Source organism: Fibrobacter sp. UWH6, from assembly GCF_900142465.1.
Taxonomy (GTDB): Bacteria; Fibrobacterota; Fibrobacteria; order Fibrobacterales; family Fibrobacteraceae; genus Fibrobacter.
The window spans coordinates 285,690-305,337 of sequence record NZ_FRAX01000002.1; the positions used below are offsets into that span (position 1 = coordinate 285,690).

Below are 19,648 nucleotides of genomic sequence, written 5' to 3' on the forward strand. Positions count from 1 at the left end.
TTTCATCGGTGAGTTTTGAGCCGAGAGCAATGAGCTAGATAATCGCGCCGAAGGCTCCTAACTTTAGCACATAACTCATCGCTCATAACTCTTCACTATTCACTCCCAACTATTCACTGTTCACTATTATGTTCCTTCCTTTACCCGATGACTTTCACGCCCATCTCCGTCAGGGCGAACTGATGCCCGGCTATGTCCGCGACCTTGTTGCACAATTCGGCCGTGCCATCATCATGCCCAACACCATGCCCCCCATGACATCTGCCGCATCCATCAAGGAATACAAGCAGCAGATTCTTGAAGCCGCCAAGAGTGTCCGCCCGGATTTCCAGCCCCTCATGACCTTCAAGCTGAATCCGAACTACACCGAACAGGATCTAAAGGACATGATGGCAGAAGGTGTCGTGGCAGGCAAGTACTATCCTGCAGGCGTCACCACCAACAGCGCCGACGGAATCAGTGATTTCGAAGCCGTATTCCCCGTAGTGGCCATGATGGAAAAACTGGGCCTTATTCTCTGCGTCCATGGTGAAGAACCGGGCGAATTCTGCCTGGATCGCGAACCCGCATTCATCAAGCGCGTGGAAACTCTGGCCGAAAAATTCCCCAAGCTGAAGATAGTCTTTGAACATCTTTCCAGTGCAAAGGCCGTAGAAGCCGTAAAGCGTCTGCCCGCCAATGTGGCAGCCACCTTTACCGTTCATCACCTGATGATGACTCTGGACGATGTGATTGGCGACGCCCTGCGTCCCCACCACTTCTGCAAACCTCTGCCCAAGCGCCCCGAAGACCGCGCCGCCATTCGCGAAGCCGCATTTAGCGGCAATCCCAAGTTCTTCCTGGGCACCGATTCCGCTCCCCATCAGCAGGGTAAGAAGGAATGCCCCTGCGGTGCCGCTGGCGTCTATAGCGCCCCCGTAGCCATCCCGCTTCTCGTGCAGGAATTTGACCGGGCAGGTGCATTGGACAAGCTAGCCAATTTCATCGCGGGCTTCGGTGCAGACTTCTACGGACTTCCCCGAACCACCAGTCAAATCGAAGTGGTCAAGGAAAACTGGACTGTTCCCCAGGTCGTCAACGGAGTGGTTCCCCTGGCAGCCGGCCAAACCTTGGAATGGAAGTTGAAATAAGCTAAAAAACATCTAGTACGGGACCCTTGATGACGCAGGGGTCCCTTTTTTTATGTAGATTGTCTACAAGAGAACAAGGACCCATCGCATCACAACATTAAGGTTCCAATTATGGCTTTTGTATCTTTTATTAGAGCAATACTTTATTACCTGACCATCGCCGTTTCCCTTATCATCATCGGCGTCCCCTACATGCTTTTCCGTGGTGGACTTTTGGGTCAATGGCAAGAATGTACCCGTGTCTGTATCACCTATTTTAACGTACTGTTCAAGATTTTTAGAATCAAGCTGAACGTGATCGGCAAAGAAAATATCCCCGAAGGTACCAATTTCGTTATCGTGTCCAACCACCAGAGTTTCCTGGACATCAACGTTATCTGGCCGGGCATCATCATTAGCTCCTTTATCGCCAAGGGCGAACTTTGGAACATCCCCATTTTCGGATGGGTCCTCAACCACGTAGGTTGTATCCCAGTAAACCACAAGGATCCCAAGAAAAATGCCGGCATGGGCAAGCTGGTCAGTGACCGACTTTCCAAGGGCTACACCATCAGCGTGTTCCCCGAAGGACACCGTAGTGCCGATGGCCGAATGCTGAAGTTCCAAAATGGAATATTTCGCATGGCGAAAGAAGAACATTTTACAATTTTGCCAATTACATTAATTGGAACCGGCGAACGTCTGTCCAAGACGAAGTTTTCGCTCGTTCCCGGTGAAGTCAAGATTGTCGTCCATCCGGTTTACAAATACGAAGATTACGCCGATAAACCTATGGCAGACTTCCGCGACGAAGTACACGATTTGATTGAATCCGCATTGCCCTATAAGCAGGCGGAAATGGCAGCGGCCCAGGCCGAAGCATAAAAGGAGGCTTAACATGGCACAGCAATTACCGACAGTCGAGCAGATTGTCGCCGTTCTCCGAGAAGAACCCATGGTTGGGAGCAGACTCCGCGCCTCCCTCGGCCTTCCCAAGAAACAGAAAATGGAATTCAAGCAGCTTCTGGCCGATTTGGTCAGCCAGGGCGTCTTGAAGCGTACCAATCACAAGGAATACCAGATTGGTGACGGCGAACCTTTGGAAGAAAAGCGTGAAAAACGCCTGAAAAAGCTGGCAGAAGCAAGCGATGGCGACAACCGCCGTCCGGGAGCCCGTAGCCGCCGCCAGACCACCGACGATAAGAGCACCCGCGTCCGCCGAGGCGTACTGCACCAGACTGGCGAAGAATCCTGGATCGTCACCGAACTGGATTCAGAACAGCAGTTCGAAATATGCCACCGCCGTCAGGCTCCGGGTAAGGAAGGGGAAGTCATCAGCTTTACCCTGTACCCCCACCCCCGTCTGAAGCACAGCTATTTAGCCAAGGTGGACCATTCCGCCGAAATCTTGAACGTTTCCTGGTCCGAGATTACCCAGAAGTTCATGGAAGAGTCTAACCTTCCCAAGGGCTTCAGCAAGGAAATCCAGGATTACATCAAGACCATCAAGGCTCCTACCGCAAAAGATTTCAAGGGTCGCGTGGATTACCGCAAGACCACCATCCTCTGTATCGACCCCGAAGGCGCCATGGACCATGACGACGCCATTTCTATCGAACGTACAGAAGATGGCGGCTACAAGCTGGGAGTCCATATCGCTGACGTAAGCTACTATGTTCCCGAGGGCAGCGCCCTGGACCAGGAAGCCATGGAACGCAGCTACACCCAGTACCTGCCCTGGACCGCAGTCCCCATGATTCCCGACGAACTTTCCAGCGACATCTGCTCCCTCCACGAAGATGTGGACCGTTGCGCCCACACCTGCATGATCATGCTGGACAAGAACGCCAATGTTCTCAGCTGGGATTTCCACCGCAGTATCGTCCGCATTACCCGCTCCCTCACCTACCAGCAAGCAAAGAAGCTGTGGGAAGAAGGTGACAAGGATATGCAGGACCTGGCCGAAGTTACCGCCAAGCTGAAAGCCAACCGTACCAAGGAAGGCCTGCTGGAATTCAAGAGTACCGAACTGGGCTGCCACTTCAACGAAGCCGGCGAACCCACTGACATTTACCCCCGCACCACAGACATCTCCAACTCCTGGGTTGAAGAATGTATGTTGATTGCCAACAACTGCTGCGCCAAGGAACTGAAGAAGCGCGGTCTGCAGGGCATCTACCGTATTCACGAAGCCCCCGACACCAAGGACATCATGGAACTGTACTATATGTACCCCAACCTGTTCCAGGGCGCTCCGGTGATGCTTCGCGATCTAGGCAAACCCCGCAGCGGCGACACCAACCTGAATCCCACCGCGTTCAAGCTCTATGAACACCTGGTGCAGAAGGCTGGTGACGACGAGACCTTGATGAACCGTATTCTGCGTAGTATGCAGAAGGCTCATTACGACAGCAACAGTTTCGGCCACTTCGCCCTGAATTGGCAGGACTACTCTCACTTTACCTCCCCCATCCGCCGTTACGCCGACCTCTGGTGCCATCGCGAACTGGCTCGCAAGGGCAAGGAAATTTCCGCAGAGCGCAAGGAAAGCGTCATTGACGTATGCGACTTGATTTCCGCCAACGAAATCAAGAACATGAAGGTGGAACGCCAGGCCATCAAGGTCTGCTCTACCTGGCTCCTGAAGGACCGCATCGGCGACAACTTCGAGGCCACCGTCAACGGCATCGAGGAATGGGGCATCTACCTTTCCATTAACGATCCCATCGCCGAAGGTCTGTGCCGCTACCGCGACATCGCCGGCGATGACTTCTACGTATACAATCCGGACCAGGGTCTTGCATTCGGCAAGCGCAGTGGCCGCACCTTCCGCCGTGGCGACAAGGTGATGGCTCAATTGCTCCGCGTGGACCCGCTACGCGGCCAGGTGGACTTCTCCATTATCGAAAAACTCTCTCCCGAGCCCAAGAAGCAGCGCCGCACCCGCCGCGACGTGGAAGAAGACGCTCGCAACTACAACGAACGCATGGACCGAGCCGAAGCCGCAGAAGCCATGGGCTACCTGAGTCAGCCCGACGATGACGATCGCGATGACGGCATGCCGGCATTCCTTTCCGCAGGCATGCGCGGACGAGGACGTCGTGGCCGCCGTGGTTCCGACATGGACGCACCCAGCTTCGAACGCACCGGACGTGCCGCCCGAGGCAGAGCCGACCGCGGACACAGTTCAGCCGCCAAGGAAACTCGCGCTACACCCAGAAGCCGCAGCGAAAAGCCCCGTAAAGGCAAGGTCCGCACCCGCCGCAGGTAATCATGCCTACAAGTTCCAAGCTAGTCCTATACGCTTCGTACCAAGTCGGGGAAGACCTCCCCGGCTACGTCCGCTTTGCGTTAAAGCACTTGGCAGAAACCGACTTTACCGTGGTCCTTCTGACAAATAACCGTCCGCTTTCTGCAGAAACAAACACGTTCCTCGAAGAAAACGGGATCAGGCTTTACCTTACAGAAAACCACGGCTTCGACTTCGGCATGTGGCACCGTTTTCTCAAGGATCTGGCACAAGGCAAAGGCAAGTTTGCCCCATTGGCCAGTATCGAACGAATCCTGCTGGTAAACGATTCTATCGTCTACTACCAGAACCGTTTCGCCGATTTTATCAAGCGGGCCGAAACCAGCACTGCCGACGCGGTTTCTCTTACCATGAACAACGAAGTCACTCCCCACCTGCAGTCTTTCTTCCTTTATCTAAAACAGGAAGCACTTGGGGCCTTCTATATGCACCTCATGGAAACTCCCGAACAGGAAACTTTCTACGATGTGGTCCATCGTCTTGAAATCGGGCTTTCCAGCGCATTCCTAGAAGCGGAAGTTCAAACGGAAAGTCTTTTCAACACAGAACGACCTGTCATGTTCGCCTATCCGGAACTGATCGCACAAGGTTGCGGTTTTGTAAAGCGCAAACTCCTGCAGCACCGATTCGACGCCAAGGAAAGAATGCACTTTATCCGAAACAAGGCCTACGACGCCCTCTCGGCAGACTACGCAGCCCTTATCAAGGAAGCAGGTCTCGCAAACGATTTCAAGGAAGAATGGCTCCCCAAGCCCGCAGGGAACATCATCACCCAGACCCGAGACACCCTGCTGGAAAAGGGATTCCATAAAATCGGCTGGCCCATTTTGCGGAAGGCAATCAAGATGAAATACAAGATTCTCGGCCGCAAATTAGACGGCGCAGAATACGAGTAGTCAAACGGAAAAATTCATACTATAAAAAAACTCCCGAGTTCAGACCTCGGGAGTTTTTCAATTCTATAAGACTACAGTCTAGAAAGCCAGCAGACTACTTGACGATTTCAGCGTCCTGGACCTTCTTGCCCTTAATAGTCTTGGAATCGGAGCCATTCTGATCGCGCTTGATGATCTTGTACTGGACAATGGACCAGATGTTAGAAACAATCCAGTAGAGCACAAGGCCAGAAGGCATCACGGCACTGAACAGGAACATCATGGCGGGCATCATCCAAGCCATCATCTTAGCCTGGGCAGGATCCATCGCGGAGTTGCTACCCATGGTCACCTTGGTCTGGAAATAGGTGGTAACCACCATGATCCAGGGGAGAACAGCGAGACCGGCAGGCATGAGGAACGGAATGCTGAAGCCATCGAAAATAACATCGCTACGGCTCAAGTCGGTAATCCAGAGGAAAGCCGGCATACCGCGGAGTTCCACAGCACGGCCAAGCACGAAGAACAAGCCCATGAACACCGGCATCTGGAACAGCATGGGGAGGCAGCCACCAGTGCAGCTAGCCAGCGGGTTCACGCCATTCTTCTGGTAAAGTTCCATAATAGCGGCCTGCTTCTTCTGAGGATCGCTACGGTACTTCACGTTGATTTCATCCAGCTGGGGTTTCAGCTTGCTCATGGCGCTGGTAGACTTCATCTGCTTGACAGTAAACGGAGTGGTAATACCGCGGACAATGAAGGTCACCAGAATGATGGCGATACCGTAGTTGGGCAACATGCTGTAGAACAGGTTCAGGAGCTTCAGCAACATCTTGCAGATCCATACGAACCAAACGTTTGCTCCGCACCAGGTCCAGCCACTGACGATGATCTTTTCGTAGTCCTGGTTCAGGGATTCAATTTCGTTCCACTGCAGCGGGAGAACCATGAAGTTGTAAGCCAGTTCGTCGCCATGGAATTCATCAGAAACAGTCAGCTTGTAGGTACCGGGATCCTTGTCGTTTTCCATCACCTTCATGGGCTTTGCCTTGAGGGTCGCAGGAACCGGAGTGTCAAACTGCATGGTCATGGCGACATACTTGCGACGAAGGCCAGCCCAGGAAAGACGGCCATCGTTGAAGGAAGTTTCTTCGCGGACCATTTCGCGTTCCACATTGCTGGTATTATTGTAGACGACTTCGCTGAAGAAGTAGGAGGCGCCACCGAAGCTCTTACCCTGAGGAATGTCTTCGGTTTCCTTCATGCCGCCCTTCCAGGACAGTTCATAACCGTTAGCGCGGAAACCCACCACCTTGTTGGACTGGCGAACAGCAGCACCATCCTTGGTAAAGCCATAGCTACGGATAACCTGGTTACCATTGGCGTCCTTGAAAACAAACTGCACTGTAGTATCGGAAGCCACATCAATCTTAGCGGGAACTTCACCAGCATCAAACAGCACTTCGCTCAGGTCAGCACCGTCAATCTTCAGGTCCAGGGCACCGAGGGTGGTATCCTGAATCAGTTCGGGGAACTTGCCTGCGGAATCCGGCAGGGCCTTCACGATCACACTCTGGATCTTTGCACCCTTGTTGGTGAGGGTCATGATGAACTTTTCGGTTTCCACCACGACGGAACGGGCTTCAATCACCTTGGCAGGTGCAGCGGAAGAATCAACAGCTGCAGAATCCTTGGCAGAAGAATCCGCTGCGGCAACCGCAGGAGCACCACCCAGAACCGGAGCGGCCTTCAGTTCCGTATTTCCCGTTACCGGGAGAACCAGGCTACCATTAGAGGCAGACTGTTCGGCCTGGAGGGCAGCAACAGAATCTGCAGCAGCCTTCTGGGCGGCCCTGGCAGCCATGGAGGCCTCGTTATTAGCGGCATTGGTACTGAACCACCAGATCATGATGGCTACAATAAGAATAGTTCCGACTAGGGTATTCTTGTTCATCTTCTTTCCTTTTTAGGGGGTACGGGATCGTAGCCGCCCTTGCAAAATGGATTGCACCTTAAAATTCTAAAAACCGCAAGATAGAAACCTTTGAAGACTCCGTGGACGCGGATAGCCTCAATTGCATACTGAGAACAGGTCGGCTGAAACCTGCAGATGCCACTAAAGAAAAAAGGATGGATAATTTGGTACAGACGTATGGGAGCAATCATCACGCTCCGGGCAACATCCCGTATCTTATCCATTCTTGACGTCGGAGTCTGCATGGCTCCATTCCATCTTTTTGAAGATTTTCTCGGCGGTTTCGCGGAAACGTTCCGAAGTAACTTCTTCGGCCTTATCGTTTACGATGATCATAGCCCAAACAGGCTTGGTGATCTGGGGAACCATCCCATAGAACAACGGGCGCAGAAGTCTGCGGCACCTATTGCGATAAACGGCATTACCGTTTTTCTTTTTTGCCAAAAAGCAGAAACGACAAAAACCGTCCGGACTATCAATCCACCTCATCGAGAACGATGAACCGCGGACATACTTCCCTTGGACGGCTACTTGCCGGTAAGCGGGCTGGTTGGGCAGCCTATAAGAACGTAGACTGGCCACGAGCCAATTCCCAAATTACTTCTTGTAGATAGTGTCGCTGATGGTCAGACGCTTGCGGCCCTTGGCGCGGCGACGGCTCAAAACAGCACGACCCCAACGGTCTTCCATACGGGTCATGAAACCATGCTTGTTGACACGCTTACGATTGTGAGGCTGGAAAGTTCTTTTCATTGTAGTAACCTTTATTAAAAGTCAAATTTTTGAAATGCAAATTTAGTAAAGTTCAAGGATAAATCAAGGGGGGTAGTCTAAGAAATCGGGGTTATCAACACCTTTTCCACGAATTTCTTAATCAGCCCCATTGCGAATTTGATTTTTTCCATGGGTTTTCGCAAACACCAGAAGTTCATCCACGTGGCTCAAAACCTGCCGAATATCAGAGAAAGACCGCCCAGAACAAGGCACAAAACCACCGCTTATAGTCACGGAAACGTCTGGAAAATCTTCAAACTGGAGCTGGCGAACTTCCTTGCGGATAGCTTCCGCCCTGGCAAAAGCCTCGCCTTCGGACGAAGCGTTCATGGCATACACAAAATTAACGCCGCCGTAACGGGCAACACACTCCCCGCAACCTTCGTCCTGATGATTTGCCAGAATTCGAGCCACGGCATTGATAATCTGATCCCCGAACGGATGTCCAAGACGGTCGTTTATCCGCTTAAAGTCATCCAGGTCCAGCATCAGCAGGTAAAATTCATTTCGACGGCGCCAGACCACATCCTGCAAGTGGGAAATCAAGTGCCTGCGGTTATAAATCTCGGTTAGCGGGTCTCGCTGCGATAAATAATCCAATTTATACAGCAAAACTTCACACTTCTTGCGTTCTTCGGCATAAGCCCTCAAAGAGAACGCCCCCACAGCAAAAAGGGTCAACGAAGTGAAGAGGCTCGTTACCAGAATATCCAGGTAGGCGCCATCCCGATCCAATTCCGCCACCACCAGGTTCGGGTAGACCCAGGACGCCAAAAACACAATGGCGTTCACCAGGACCGACACAGAAAAAGCCACGATCTTGGCCGTCCCCCGCGCCGCATAGGCGATCAAGGCAATGGCCGTCACATAGTAAAGAGGCATTCCGCTGGTAATACCGCCGCAGAACAAGAACAGCAACGGCATCAAAAAGCAGGTGAGCAGGCAGCACATCACCAGATAACACTGGTTATACAGGGAAGTTTTTACTGCAACGGCAGCCACCATCAAGCAGACAAGTACACAGCCGAAGCCACAGGCCGCAGCTATGGCGCTCATCCCTTCAGCTACCGTAAAGATAGCCGAACCCGTAGAAGCCAGGGTCACCACAACAAGAATCGACCAGAAAAGTTTCCTTTCCAGGGTGTTCTGCTGTTTCCAGAAATTCTTTATTATTCTCATCAATCCTATCCTGCACCAAAATATAAAACGAATTCTGCAGAAAACAAAAAAAGTCCACATTTTTAATTGAATTTTTTTCAATTTTCGGCACCTCTAACCCACTTTATAAAGTTAGACGGACTAAATTGGGAATTCTTATTATTATATTTCTACACGTCTTAAAAAGGACTTCCAACTTTACAAGGTTAATTATGGAACTGACACCTCTAGATATCCGAAATCAGACTTTCCACAAGAAGAGCTTTGGCGGCATCGACCCCGAAGAAGTCAAGGCATTCCTGGAAACGGCAGCCAACGCCTTTGAACAGATGTCCAGGGAGCGAACCGACCTGACTGAACGTCTGAAGGTGGCCGAAGAGCGCGTCAACTATTACCGCCAGATTGAAAAGACAATCCAGGACGCCGTAGTGACCATGCAGAAGACTGTAGACGAAGTAAAGTCTACCGCCGAAAAGGAAGCCGAAATTATTATCGCCGAAGCCAAGGCCCGCGCCGTCCGCGAAGTGGAAAGTACCAAGCGTGAAGCCGAAGACCTCCGCGCCGAAATCGAACAGCTGAAACAGCTGCGCACCAACTACTTCATCCGCTGCCGCGCCCTGATCAAGGGCCAGCAGGACCTGCTGACCGCCATGGAAAACGACCAGCGCGAAATGGAAGCCCTGGAACGGGAACCCAAGCGCGTGGCTCCTGCCAAGGTCAATGTTCCCACCATGGGAAACGTCCTGGCCTAGGCCCGCAGGAACCCCATGAGAATCAATATCAAGGTTCACGCCCGCAGCAAGCGGGAATCGGTAACGCCCCAGCCCGACGGCAGCTTTAAGGTGGAAGTCAAGGCCCCGCCGGTAGAGGGTGCCGCCAACGAAGCCATCTGCGAGCTGCTGGCGGACCATTTTAAGGTTCACAAGCGGGATGTTCGGGTGGTTTTAGGCTCAACGAACAACAAGAAAGTCGTCGAGATCGACGGAATAGACCCGTAATCGGGTCTTTTTTTGTGATTTTCAACGAATTTCCGTAATTTTTTTGAAAAATTGCTCCAATTTGTAGCACTTTAAAGGTTTTAAAGTGTATTTTATTTTCGCATTAAAAAAAACTCATCACACAAGGAATAAAGATGAAGAATTATTTCGATTTGACCGGTCAGGTCGCAGTTGTTACTGGTTGTTCCACTGGTCTTGGCGTTCAGATGGCCAAGGCACTTGCAAATCAGGGCGCAAAGATTGTTGCAATCGCCCGCCGCAAGGAAATGATCGAAGCTGTCGCCAAGGAAATTTCTGAAACCTACGGCGTCGAAGCTATCGCAGTCCAGTGCGACATTACCGACACAGCCAAGGTCGAAGCAGCCGTTGACGAAATCCTCGCAAAGCTTGGCCGCATCGACATCCTGATCAACAACGCCGGTACCGGCGCTGTCGCTCCGGCAGAAGACATTACCGACGACCAGCTGAACCACGAAATGAACGTGGACCTGGGCGGCACCTTCAAGATGGCTCGCGCCGTCGCCAAGAAGGCAATGCTCCCGGCAAAGTATGGCCGTATCATCAACATCGCCTCTATGTACGGCCTTGTTGGTAACAAGATCTGCGGTTCTGCACCGTACCACGCCGCAAAGGGCGCAGTTGTTAACCTGACCCGCGCCCTGGCCGCTGAATGGTCCAGCAAGGGCATCAACGTTAACGCCATCTGCCCGGGTTACTTCTACACCCCGCTCACCAAGGAAACCCTGGATTCCGACTTCTTCCAGGCAAATGCCAAGACTATGATCCCGGCAGAACGCTATGGAAACGAAGGCGAACTGGATACCGCCGCAATCTTCCTTGCATCCAAGGCTTCCAGCTACGTTACCGGCATCATGGTTCCGGTTGACGGTGGCTACACCTGCATGTAGTAGGTGAAAGCGGATAGAGTAAAGCGGAAAGAAATTCAGAAAAAAATCCGCTTTCCTTTAAACTTTAACCTTTAAACTTTAAGCTTTAAGCTAAAAACGCTCGCGGAAACGCGGGCGTTTTTATGTTCAACAATAAGAAAAAAATGATTTTTGTCCCGCGCTTTTGGTATTAGATTAGGGACATGGCGAAATGGATTGTTGTTTATTCCAGCGTTACGGGGAACACCCGCAAACTGGCTGAAGTGGCCGCCCGTGAAATGGGTGCCGATTTATTGAACGTTCAGGAAATTATTGGACCCGCAGATATTCGCGAAGAAGACGATGAGGAATCTGTCTCCATCGACGTCTGCAGAAACAGTCTCGCCATTTCATCGGAAACTCTCGACAGAAAGCTGGAAGAAAAACTTTCCGGCTACGATGGAGTCATGGTAGGTTACTGGCTCCGCAAGGGCGCTCCCGACCGTAAGTCCTCCATTTTACTTTCTAGAATTTCCGGCAAGAAGGTCGCCCTGTTCCAGACCCACGGTGCCTACGACGGAACGGAACACACCATCACGGCCTTTGCCCGGGCAGGTTCCATGCTGGGACCAGGCAACAGGATCCTCGGGACCTTCAGCTGCCAGGGAGCCGTCAACCCGGCACTAATCAAGCGACGCCTCGAAGGAAGCGTTCCCGGCCACAGGGGCGAAGACCTTGAAGCCTGCAAGAAACGCTGGGCCGATGCAGCAACACGACCTAACGAAAACGACCTGCAGCGTATGGCCGATTTCGCAAAGAAGATGAAGGCTACTGCAGAACGCGAATAAGAATCATGTAGATCGCGGTTCCTACAGCCATGGAGAGGAACAGCTGACGACGCCACACATGAACTGCCGCGGTAGTCAAAATGCCCACTACCTCGGGAATGCCGTGCACCCCCTGAAGCCACTGAACATCCTTAAGGCAGTACACCACCAGCATTCCAAAAACAGCTAGCGGTAAAGCCTTGCCCAGGTACTGAATATACTTGGGCGTTTCTTTTTTCCGGGACTTCCCTTCCGAAAAGATGATGAAAGGCAAGGCTCGCGTCAACACCGTCATCAAGGCCAGAATGGCAATGGTCAATATTTGTTGTTGGGATGTCAAAGGTTTACCTCTAACTTTTTACGGAAAGTGGTCAACAGCAAAAGAATACCAATCATGGCAGGAATCACAAAGTACTGACTTCCAAAAACGAACAGCGCCGCCGCCGTGCAACCGATTCCAATCCACGCCGGACGATGCTCCTTTTCTTTCAGGAACTGATCCATGAAGATGGCCACAAACATGGCGGTCACCACAAATTCCAGACCGTGAATATCCACCTTCAGAAGGGAACCGAACATGTAGCCCATAAAGCCGCCGGATATCCAGTAAAGGTAATCCAGGAGGCTCACCAACAGCATTTCCGTAGGCGTTGATTCCTTGGCGTTATAGTTGATGGCGAAGGTTTCATCCGTAAGCCAGAAAATCAGGAAGGGCTTTCGCCACCCCATACCGCGATAACGGTCCAGCATGGAAATTCCGTAAAACAGATGACGGGCGCCCACCACCAGAGCCATACTTGCAGCGGCCAGCGGATTGAAATTTGCGGCAAGCATTCCCAGGCCAAGAAACTCCGCAGACCCGCTAAAAATGAACAGCGCCATGCTCAGCGGGTAAAGATAGCTGAAGCCCATGGACTCCGCCAACACCCCATAAGTAATGCCCAGAAACCAGTACCCTGTAAGTACTGGCAAAGAACGCTTGAAGGCGATCTTCAGAGAATTCTTGAATGAGGATTGAGTCGGCTGCATTGTAGTGGGAATATAGAAAACAGAACCGAAAATTTATTGTATATTGGAAACATGATGAAAATGTTTGGGGCGTTATTTGTTACGTTTGTGTGCGCGACCCTTATGGGCTGTGGCAGTCACGAACACAAGTATGTGATTGGAATTTCTCAGTGTTCGCTAACGGATTGGCGTTACCAGCTAAAAGATGAGCTGGTGCTAGCATCCTATTTTAATGAGGATGTGGAAATCCGTATGGCCTTTGCCAACGATGATGATGTACAGCAGAGCCGTCAGATTGATTCTCTTTTGGATACAGGATTGGATATCCTGATTGTTTCGCCTAATCAGGTGAAGGGCCTTTCTGGAAGCATGAAGCGGGCCCAGGACATGAAGGTGCCTGTGATCCTTTATGACCGCAAGATGAATGACGTGGAATTCGCGGCGTTCATGGGCGCAGACAATTACGCCATCGGAAACATGATGGGGGAGTTTGCGGCGGCTCAGCTGAAGGGTAAGGGAAACATTGCCGAAATCGGTGGCCTCAAGGGATCCTCGCCGGCTAAGGAACGCCATCAGGGTTTTGCGGATGCCATCAAAAAATATCCGGATCTGAAAATTGTGGGTTACGCCGAGGGCGACTGGAAGGAAGAATCCGGTGCCAAGGCCATGGAGGAAATCCTCAAGTATTATGATGGCCCCATCGACCTGGTTTTTGGAGATAACGACCGTATGGCCCTGGGGGCTCGCAAGGTGCTTTCGTCCCGCGAGCAGTCGGACGGTCTGAAAAAAGAAATTCTGTATCTGGGTGTGGATGCCCTGCCTATTTCCGATGGCGGTATGGAAAATGTCCGTGATGGTCTGCTGACTGCTTCTGGCATTTACCCCACCTGTGGTGATGAGCTGATTGACCTTGCCCTGAAGATTCTTCGTGGGGAGCCTTATGAAAAGAACAATGTGCTGGAAACCAGCATTGTTACCAAGGAAAATGCCAATGTTTTGCTGCTTCAATACCGCGAAGTCCAAAAAAGGGCGGGCTATATCGCCAAGATGCACAATCTGGTTGGTAAAATCAAGGATGAATCGGAAACTCGAGCCATGCTTAGCATTGCCATGTGCCTTTTCACTGGCGTTGTTTTCGTTTTCTTGATCCTGATTATTCATGCAAATCGTGTAAAAGACTGCCTGAATGAGGAACTTCGTCAGAAAAATGACGAACTGATCCGCAAAAATGAGGAACTTGATGCTGAAAAGGCCCGTGTGGAACTGCAAAGGGACCAACTTGAGGAACAAAGAGACCAACTTTTGGACGCTACGACCCAAACTTTGACTGAAAATCAGCCGGCTGAACCGGAAAAGTCCGCAGAAATCCCTCAAAAGAACGAATTTATGGAGAAATTCCTGTCCTGTGTGGATGAAAAGCTGGACAGCCCCACTCTTTCCGTAGAGGATATTAGCCAGGAAATGTGCGTTTCTCGCGTGCAGCTGTACCGCAAGGTGAAAAGTCTGGCCCAGAAGTCCCCTGTGGAGATTATCCGCGAGCGTCGTCTGCAACGGGCCAGTGAGCTTTTGCAGGATTCGAGCCTCAGTATTTCCGAGGTGGCTTACCGCGTCGGGTTCTCCGCTCCCTCCTATTTTACCAAGTGCTACAAGGAATTTTTCGGTAAAAATCCCCGTTCCTAGTGCATAAACAGCAAAAAATGTTACAAAAAGGCCGAAAAATGTTTCAAGGAAACAAAAGTCCGTGCCTTTGAAACATAATTGATAACGTGACCCCTTGCCTCGGGATAGTTTAAGGGAAAACAAGTGAGGTTCACCATGGAAAACAGAAAGACATCCAATCTCAAGCACGTTGTGCTGGTTACCCTGTCCGCTGCAATTGGCGGCTTCCTCTTTGGCTTCGACTCCTCCGTGATTAACGGTGCAAACGGGGCCCTCAAGGCACACTTTAATGCTACCGACGTCCAGTTGGCTTGGGCTGTGTCCCTGGCTTTGATCGGTGCCGCAGTGGGTGCCTATTTTGCAGGTCGCCTGGCTGATTCCTTTGGCCGTGTCCGTTGCATGCTGGCTGCTGCCGCCCTCTTCCTGGTCAGTGCCATCGGTTCTGGCGTTCCTTTTGGAATTCCTGACTTTATTATGTGGCGTGTGATTGGCGGTGTGGGCATCGGCGTTGCAAGTATCATCGCTCCCATCTACATTGCAGAAACTGCTCCCGCACATCTTCGCGGTCGTCTGGGATCCATGCAGCAGTTCGCTATCGTGATCGGTATCTTTGTGGCTCTGCTTTCCAACTATCTTATCGTGGTGAAGGCTGGTTCTGCATGTGCTGACTTTATCGGCGGCTGTAAGGCTTGGCAGATCATGTTCTGGGTGGAAGTTATTCCTGCAGCTCTTTATGGTCTCGCAGCCCTCCGTCTTCCGGAATCTCCCCGCTACCTGGTAAGCAAGGGTCGTCTGGACGAAGCCAAGGAAGTTCTGGCCAAGATTGACTCTGAAGGCGTGGATGCAGAAATCAACCAGATTCACGAAACTTTCAAGAACGAAAAGCCTGCAAAGCTCAGCGACCTTTTCGAAAAGATTGGCGGCAAGAAGCGCATCGCTCCCATCGTTTGGGCAGGTCTCGGTCTTGCAGTGCTCCAGCAGTTGGTCGGTATTAACGTCATCTTCTACTACGGCACTATGCTTTGGCAGAGCGTTGGTTTCGGTGAAAGCGACGCCTTCCTCACCAGCCTTGTTTCCAGCGGCATCAACCTGACCATGACTATTGCAGCAATCCTCCTGATTGACAAGATTGGCCGTAAGCCGCTCCTCCTCATCGGTTCTATCGGCATGGCTGTTACTCTCGGCACTCTCGCCCTCTGCTTCATCTGCGGTGCAGACGCTAGCGGCAGCCTGGTCGGTGCAAGCGGCGTTATCGCCCTCATCGCAGCAAACCTCTATGTGACCTTCTTCGCTGCCACTTGGGGCCCGGTCATGTGGGTGATGCTTGGCGAAATGTTCAACAACCGCATCCGTGCCGTGGCAATCTCCGTGTGCGGCTTGGCTCAGTGGGGCGCAAACTTTGTGGTCAGCTGGTCCTTCCCGGTTCTCACCGGCAAGAATGGAATTGGCGTTGGCCCCACCTATGTGCTCTACACTCTCTTCGCCACCATCAGCATCTTCTTTGTCGCAAAGTTCATTACTGAAACCAAGGGCAAGACCTTGGAAAGCATGTAATCAGAAACTCCAATCAGAGTCCTCCTTAAAAAGGCCCTCGCATCACATGGTGCGGGGGTCTTTTGGTGTTTTAATTAGTCATCGAAACCCACCTCTGAATGAATTAACTTTTTCTATCTTTCTTTCATATGTACGATCCTCGATTTTTACCTATCTGCAAAGAAGACCTGGACGAACTTGGCTGGGATTATGTTGACGTCATCGTGATAAGCGCTGACTGTTATGTGGATCATCCTAGCTTTGGCCACGCCGTGGTGGCAAGGCTTTTTGAGCACGAGGGTTTGAGGGTCGCTATTTTGCCGCAGCCTAACTGGCGCGACGACCTTCGCGATTTCAAGAAGTTGGGTAAGCCCCGTCTGTTCTTCGCCATCAGTAGCGGCATGGACAGTATGGTGAACCATTACACGGCTGGTAAGCGCCTCCGTCATGACGACGCCTTTACCGCTGGCAACAAGGCCGGTTTCCGTCCGGATTACGCCACCTACACTTACGCGAAGATTGTGAAGATGCTTTACCCCGATGTGCCACTTCTGATTGGCGGTCTGGAAAGCAGCCTTCGTCGCGTCACCCATTACGATTACTGGAGCGATAGACTGAAGCCCAGCATTTTGGCTGAAACGGAAGCCGATATTCTGGTGTACGGCATGGGCGAAAAACCCCTGAAGGAAATCGTAAGACTTTTGAAGAAGGGCGTTCCCTTCAGCAGCCTGAAGAATATTCCCCAGACGGCGGTTCTTGTGAACAAGGGCGAATTGCCCACACCAGGCAAGCACAAGGAACTGGGAACCACCTGGGAAGACCTGCGCCTGCCAAGCCACGAAGAATGTGTAGCCAGCAAGAAAACGCAAATCCAGAGCTACAACAAGGTGGACATCGAATGCAACAAGATGTTCCAACGCCGTGTTTTGCAAGACGTTGGCGACAAGACCGTTGTCATTAACCCCGCCTACCCGCCCATGGAATACGGCGAACTGGATGAAAGTTTTGAATACCCCTATGCACGAGCCCCCCACCCCCGCTACAAGAAGCGCGGTGACGTTCCTGCATTCGAGATGATCAAGTACAGCATCAACACCCACCGCGGCTGTTTTGGCGGATGTAGTTTCTGCGCCATTAACGCACAGCAAGGCAAGTTTATTGCCAGCCGTAGCCGCGAGAGCATTTTGCGGGAAGTAGAAATCGTTACCCAGATGGAAGGCTTTGCAGGTACCATTACGGACCTGGGCGGTCCCAGCGCCAACATGTACAAGATGCGGGGCAAGGATCGTAGCCGCTGTTCAAAGTGTGCGCGCCCCAGTTGCTGTACCCCCAATATTTGCGACAACATGAATACAAGTCATCGGGAACTGATCGACTTGTACCGCGAAGTCCGCAACCACCCCAAGGTAAAGCACCTGTTCATTGGCAGCGGTGTTCGTTACGACTTGCTCTTGCAGGAAAACTGCGATGAAAAGATCAAGAAGGAACACGAGGAATACGCTCGTGACCTAATCGACTACCACGTCAGTGGCCGCTTGAAAGTGGCACCGGAACATACGGTGGAAGCGGTTCTGAAATTGATTCGCAAGCCTAGCTTTACGCTGTTCCACAAGTTCAAGGAATTCTTTGACGAGGAATGCAAGCGCATCGGCAAGAAACAGCAACTGATTCCTTACTTTATCAGTAGTCATCCAGGCTGTACCGAAGCCGACATGGCGGAGCTGGCCTTGGAAACAAAGCAATTGGGATTCCAGTTGGAGCAGGTCCAGGACTTTACGCCGACGCCCATGACCATCGCCACGGAAATGTTCTATGCCGAAATGAAACCGGATGGAACGCCCCTGTATGTGGCAAAAACTCCGGAACAGAAAAAGAGTCAGAAGCAGTTCTTCTTCTGGTACATTCCTGAGAACCGCCCGCAGATCCGCGCCACCTTGGAACGCCTCAAACTGGGCAAAATCGGACGTCTCCTTTTAAGCCGCACGGCTATCGCCGAAGGTAAGAGCTTCAGCCCCAGCAAGGAACGTGAAGAAAATCCGGAATTCCGCGAAAAGGATTTGCAGAAGCGAGCCGAACGCAGCAGCCTTTCCATCGTCCCGCAAAAGTCTGGCGAGAAGGGCCGCTGGGAAAACTCCGCCCGCCGCGAACGCAGACAGGCCGAATTTGGAGACAAGACCTGGACTCCAAAACACGAACGCCGTGAGGGTCGACGGGACGATTACCGTCCTGATGATCGTCGCGACAATGGCTCCCGCAATAAGTTCGGTCAGCAAAGAAGCAACACGAACAATCCCCCCCGTAGAAGAGACGATAGCCCCGTCCACTTCACGTCAAAACGAAGATTCGGTAGATGATTTTAAAGCCTTTCGGGAAATCCGAAAGGCTTTTTTCATATGGTATTCCTAAAAAAACATTACAATATTATATTAACAGTTAAAGTTTTCTTTACAAAGGATCCATTGAAATGAATAAACTTGTCACACTCACCTTGGCTGCAGCGTCCGCCATCGCCATGAGCGGCTGCGCTTCCAGTTCATCCATCAAAGTCACGGAGATCAACTCCCTTAACCACGAACAGGCCGCACATCTTCGTGCCAAGGGTGTTGCCAACATGAAGACCCTGGGTCCCGTGTTCGTCAAGACCGAAGACCGCTGCTCCCTGGCTGATATTGCCAAGTCCGCCAGCGCCAAGTACAAGAACGTCTCCGACCTGGTGAACATCCGTATGGAAGAAACGGAACAGGTTTCCGGATCAAGCACCACTTATTCCTGCAAGTCCTCTGCACTGGCCGTCAACTACCAGATCGTGACTCCGGAAGAAGCTAAGCAGTGGCGCGCCCTCTTTGCCGAAAAGAGCGAGACCGTTATTGAAGAAGCTCCGGCAGAAGTCGCACCCACCGCAGTGCCCGAAAATCAGGATTACGAAAATACCGAAGCAGCTGAACAGCCTGCAGAAACTGAAGCCGCAACTAACGGTTTCTACGTAAGATAAGACGAAAGGAAGGTATTCACTATGAAAATCAAAGCTCTTTTACTCGCTGCTCTCAGCACTCTCATGCTTTCCGGTTGTGCACTGATCAAAAGCAACAACACTAAGGTTATCAGCCCCATCGAACCGGTAAGCAACGCCGCCTTCGAAGCTTACGGTAACGAACGTATCGATGTTCTGGGCATGGCAGCCACCAAGGCAGACGGTCCCTGCTCCGCTGTGGAATTCTTCAAGTTCATCACCAAGCTCTACCCCGATGCAGACGACATGATCAACGTCCACATGGAAGAAACCGAAATTACCAAGGGTTCTACCAAGACCTACAGCTGTAAGTACTCCGGTCTGGCAATCGCCTACACTCCGCTTACCCTCAACGAAAGCATCGCCTGGAAGAAGTCCGAACAGGTTGAAGAGAAGCCTCTTCCCGTAAAGACCGAAATCAAGGAAGTTCCTGTTCCTGCCTGCACTCCCTGCGCATGCGTTACTTGCGGATGCCAGCCCTGCAGCAACATCAACCCGAACAACTACTACAAGCCCGAAAACTAATCCTAATTCCAGATAGAGAGA

Annotated in this window: 20 protein-coding genes; 13 read left to right on the forward strand and 7 right to left on the reverse strand. The window is 51.7% G+C overall.

Features of this window, described 5'->3' with window-relative positions; genetic code table 11:
- Positions 1 to 128: 128 nt before the first annotated feature.
- The 4 genes from pyrC to BUB73_RS03085 all read left to right on the forward strand — a co-directional run bounded on the left by pyrC (position 129) and on the right by BUB73_RS03085 (position 5,315).
- Entirely contained in the window at positions 129 to 1,130 is a 1,002-nt protein-coding gene (gene pyrC / locus BUB73_RS03070) for a dihydroorotase (RefSeq protein ID WP_073157746.1), read from the forward strand.
- Positions 1,131 to 1,241: 111 nt separating this feature from the next.
- The gene (locus BUB73_RS03075) at positions 1,242 to 1,994 is read left to right on the forward strand and encodes a lysophospholipid acyltransferase family protein (protein WP_073238012.1); all 753 of its coding nucleotides are present in this window, start codon (positions 1,242 to 1,244) and stop codon (positions 1,992 to 1,994) included.
- Between the two features lie 13 nt (positions 1,995 to 2,007).
- Complete coding sequence (locus BUB73_RS03080) at positions 2,008 to 4,380, forward strand: ribonuclease R family protein (RefSeq protein WP_083539620.1); 2,373 nt, start codon at positions 2,008 to 2,010, stop codon at positions 4,378 to 4,380.
- A 2-nt stretch (positions 4,381 to 4,382) separates the two neighbouring features.
- Complete coding sequence (locus tag BUB73_RS03085) at positions 4,383 to 5,315, forward strand: rhamnan synthesis F family protein (protein WP_073283493.1); 933 nt, start codon at positions 4,383 to 4,385, stop codon at positions 5,313 to 5,315.
- Between the two features lie 94 nt (positions 5,316 to 5,409).
- Here BUB73_RS03085 and yidC read toward each other — a convergent pair whose 3' ends face one another.
- The 5 genes from yidC to BUB73_RS03110 all read right to left on the reverse strand — a co-directional run bounded on the left by yidC (position 5,410) and on the right by BUB73_RS03110 (position 9,222).
- Positions 5,410 to 7,248 carry a membrane protein insertase YidC gene (gene yidC, locus BUB73_RS03090; protein ID WP_073238029.1) on the reverse strand — a complete coding sequence of 613 codons (1,839 nt, stop codon included), beginning with the start codon at positions 7,246 to 7,248 and terminating at the stop codon, positions 5,410 to 5,412.
- Positions 7,245 to 7,493 (reverse strand): membrane protein insertion efficiency factor YidD, encoded by a 249-nt coding sequence (gene yidD / locus BUB73_RS03095; RefSeq protein WP_073238032.1) that lies wholly within the window; start codon positions 7,491 to 7,493, stop codon positions 7,245 to 7,247. The genes yidC and yidD overlap by 4 nt, the downstream gene beginning before the upstream one ends.
- Positions 7,486 to 7,851: a ribonuclease P protein component gene (locus tag BUB73_RS03100; protein ID WP_249506433.1), complete on the reverse strand. Its 366-nt coding sequence runs from the start codon at positions 7,849 to 7,851 to the stop codon at positions 7,486 to 7,488. The genes yidD and BUB73_RS03100 overlap by 8 nt, the downstream gene beginning before the upstream one ends.
- A 15-nt stretch (positions 7,852 to 7,866) precedes the next feature.
- Positions 7,867 to 8,022 (reverse strand): 50S ribosomal protein L34, encoded by a 156-nt coding sequence (gene rpmH / locus BUB73_RS03105; RefSeq protein WP_073157761.1) that lies wholly within the window; start codon positions 8,020 to 8,022, stop codon positions 7,867 to 7,869.
- A 117-nt stretch (positions 8,023 to 8,139) separates the two neighbouring features.
- Positions 8,140 to 9,222 (reverse strand): GGDEF domain-containing protein, encoded by a 1,083-nt coding sequence (locus BUB73_RS03110; RefSeq protein ID WP_073157764.1) that lies wholly within the window; start codon positions 9,220 to 9,222, stop codon positions 8,140 to 8,142.
- Between the two features lie 191 nt (positions 9,223 to 9,413).
- On the opposite strand from BUB73_RS03110, the gene BUB73_RS03115 reads away from it, so the two are divergent.
- The 4 genes from BUB73_RS03115 (at position 9,414) to BUB73_RS03130 (ending at position 11,913) form a co-directional block, all read left to right on the forward strand.
- Positions 9,414 to 9,953 (forward strand): DivIVA domain-containing protein, encoded by a 540-nt coding sequence (locus tag BUB73_RS03115; RefSeq protein WP_083538306.1) that lies wholly within the window; start codon positions 9,414 to 9,416, stop codon positions 9,951 to 9,953.
- Between the two features lie 15 nt (positions 9,954 to 9,968).
- Complete coding sequence (locus BUB73_RS03120; protein ID WP_073157767.1) at positions 9,969 to 10,199, forward strand: DUF167 domain-containing protein; 231 nt, start codon at positions 9,969 to 9,971, stop codon at positions 10,197 to 10,199.
- A 134-nt stretch (positions 10,200 to 10,333) separates the two neighbouring features.
- On the forward strand, positions 10,334 to 11,107 hold the full coding sequence (locus BUB73_RS03125) for an SDR family oxidoreductase (RefSeq protein WP_073157769.1): 774 nt from the start codon (positions 10,334 to 10,336) through the stop codon (positions 11,105 to 11,107).
- Positions 11,108 to 11,289: 182 nt separating this feature from the next.
- Positions 11,290 to 11,913 carry a flavodoxin family protein gene (locus BUB73_RS03130; RefSeq protein ID WP_073283496.1) on the forward strand — a complete coding sequence of 208 codons (624 nt, stop codon included), beginning with the start codon at positions 11,290 to 11,292 and terminating at the stop codon, positions 11,911 to 11,913.
- On the opposite strand, the gene BUB73_RS03135 is transcribed toward BUB73_RS03130, so the two are convergent.
- Positions 11,894 to 12,232, reverse strand: coding sequence for a branched-chain amino acid transporter permease (locus BUB73_RS03135; protein WP_073157775.1), 339 nt, complete (start codon positions 12,230 to 12,232; stop codon positions 11,894 to 11,896). The two genes, BUB73_RS03130 and BUB73_RS03135, sit on opposite strands and share 20 nt — an antisense overlap.
- A complete protein-coding gene (locus tag BUB73_RS03140) occupies positions 12,229 to 12,921 on the reverse strand; it encodes an AzlC family ABC transporter permease (protein ID WP_073283499.1) in 693 nt (230 codons plus the stop codon). The genes BUB73_RS03135 and BUB73_RS03140 overlap by 4 nt, the downstream gene beginning before the upstream one ends.
- A 51-nt stretch (positions 12,922 to 12,972) precedes the next feature.
- On the opposite strand from BUB73_RS03140, the gene BUB73_RS17535 reads away from it, so the two are divergent.
- The 5 genes from BUB73_RS17535 to BUB73_RS03165 all read left to right on the forward strand — a co-directional run bounded on the left by BUB73_RS17535 (position 12,973) and on the right by BUB73_RS03165 (position 19,627).
- Positions 12,973 to 14,580, forward strand: coding sequence for an AraC family transcriptional regulator (locus BUB73_RS17535; RefSeq protein ID WP_083539621.1), 1,608 nt, complete (start codon positions 12,973 to 12,975; stop codon positions 14,578 to 14,580).
- 135 nt (positions 14,581 to 14,715) lie between these two features.
- Positions 14,716 to 16,113, forward strand: coding sequence for a sugar porter family MFS transporter (locus BUB73_RS03150; RefSeq protein ID WP_073283504.1), 1,398 nt, complete (start codon positions 14,716 to 14,718; stop codon positions 16,111 to 16,113).
- Positions 16,114 to 16,241: 128 nt separating this feature from the next.
- Positions 16,242 to 18,446 (forward strand): YgiQ family radical SAM protein, encoded by a 2,205-nt coding sequence (locus BUB73_RS03155; RefSeq protein ID WP_073157790.1) that lies wholly within the window; start codon positions 16,242 to 16,244, stop codon positions 18,444 to 18,446.
- Between the two features lie 110 nt (positions 18,447 to 18,556).
- Positions 18,557 to 19,084, forward strand: a complete 528-nt coding sequence (locus BUB73_RS03160; RefSeq protein ID WP_073283507.1) for a hypothetical protein — start codon at positions 18,557 to 18,559, stop codon at positions 19,082 to 19,084.
- A 21-nt stretch (positions 19,085 to 19,105) separates the two neighbouring features.
- Complete coding sequence (locus tag BUB73_RS03165; RefSeq protein WP_073283510.1) at positions 19,106 to 19,627, forward strand: hypothetical protein; 522 nt, start codon at positions 19,106 to 19,108, stop codon at positions 19,625 to 19,627.
- Positions 19,628 to 19,648: the final 21 nt, after the last annotated feature.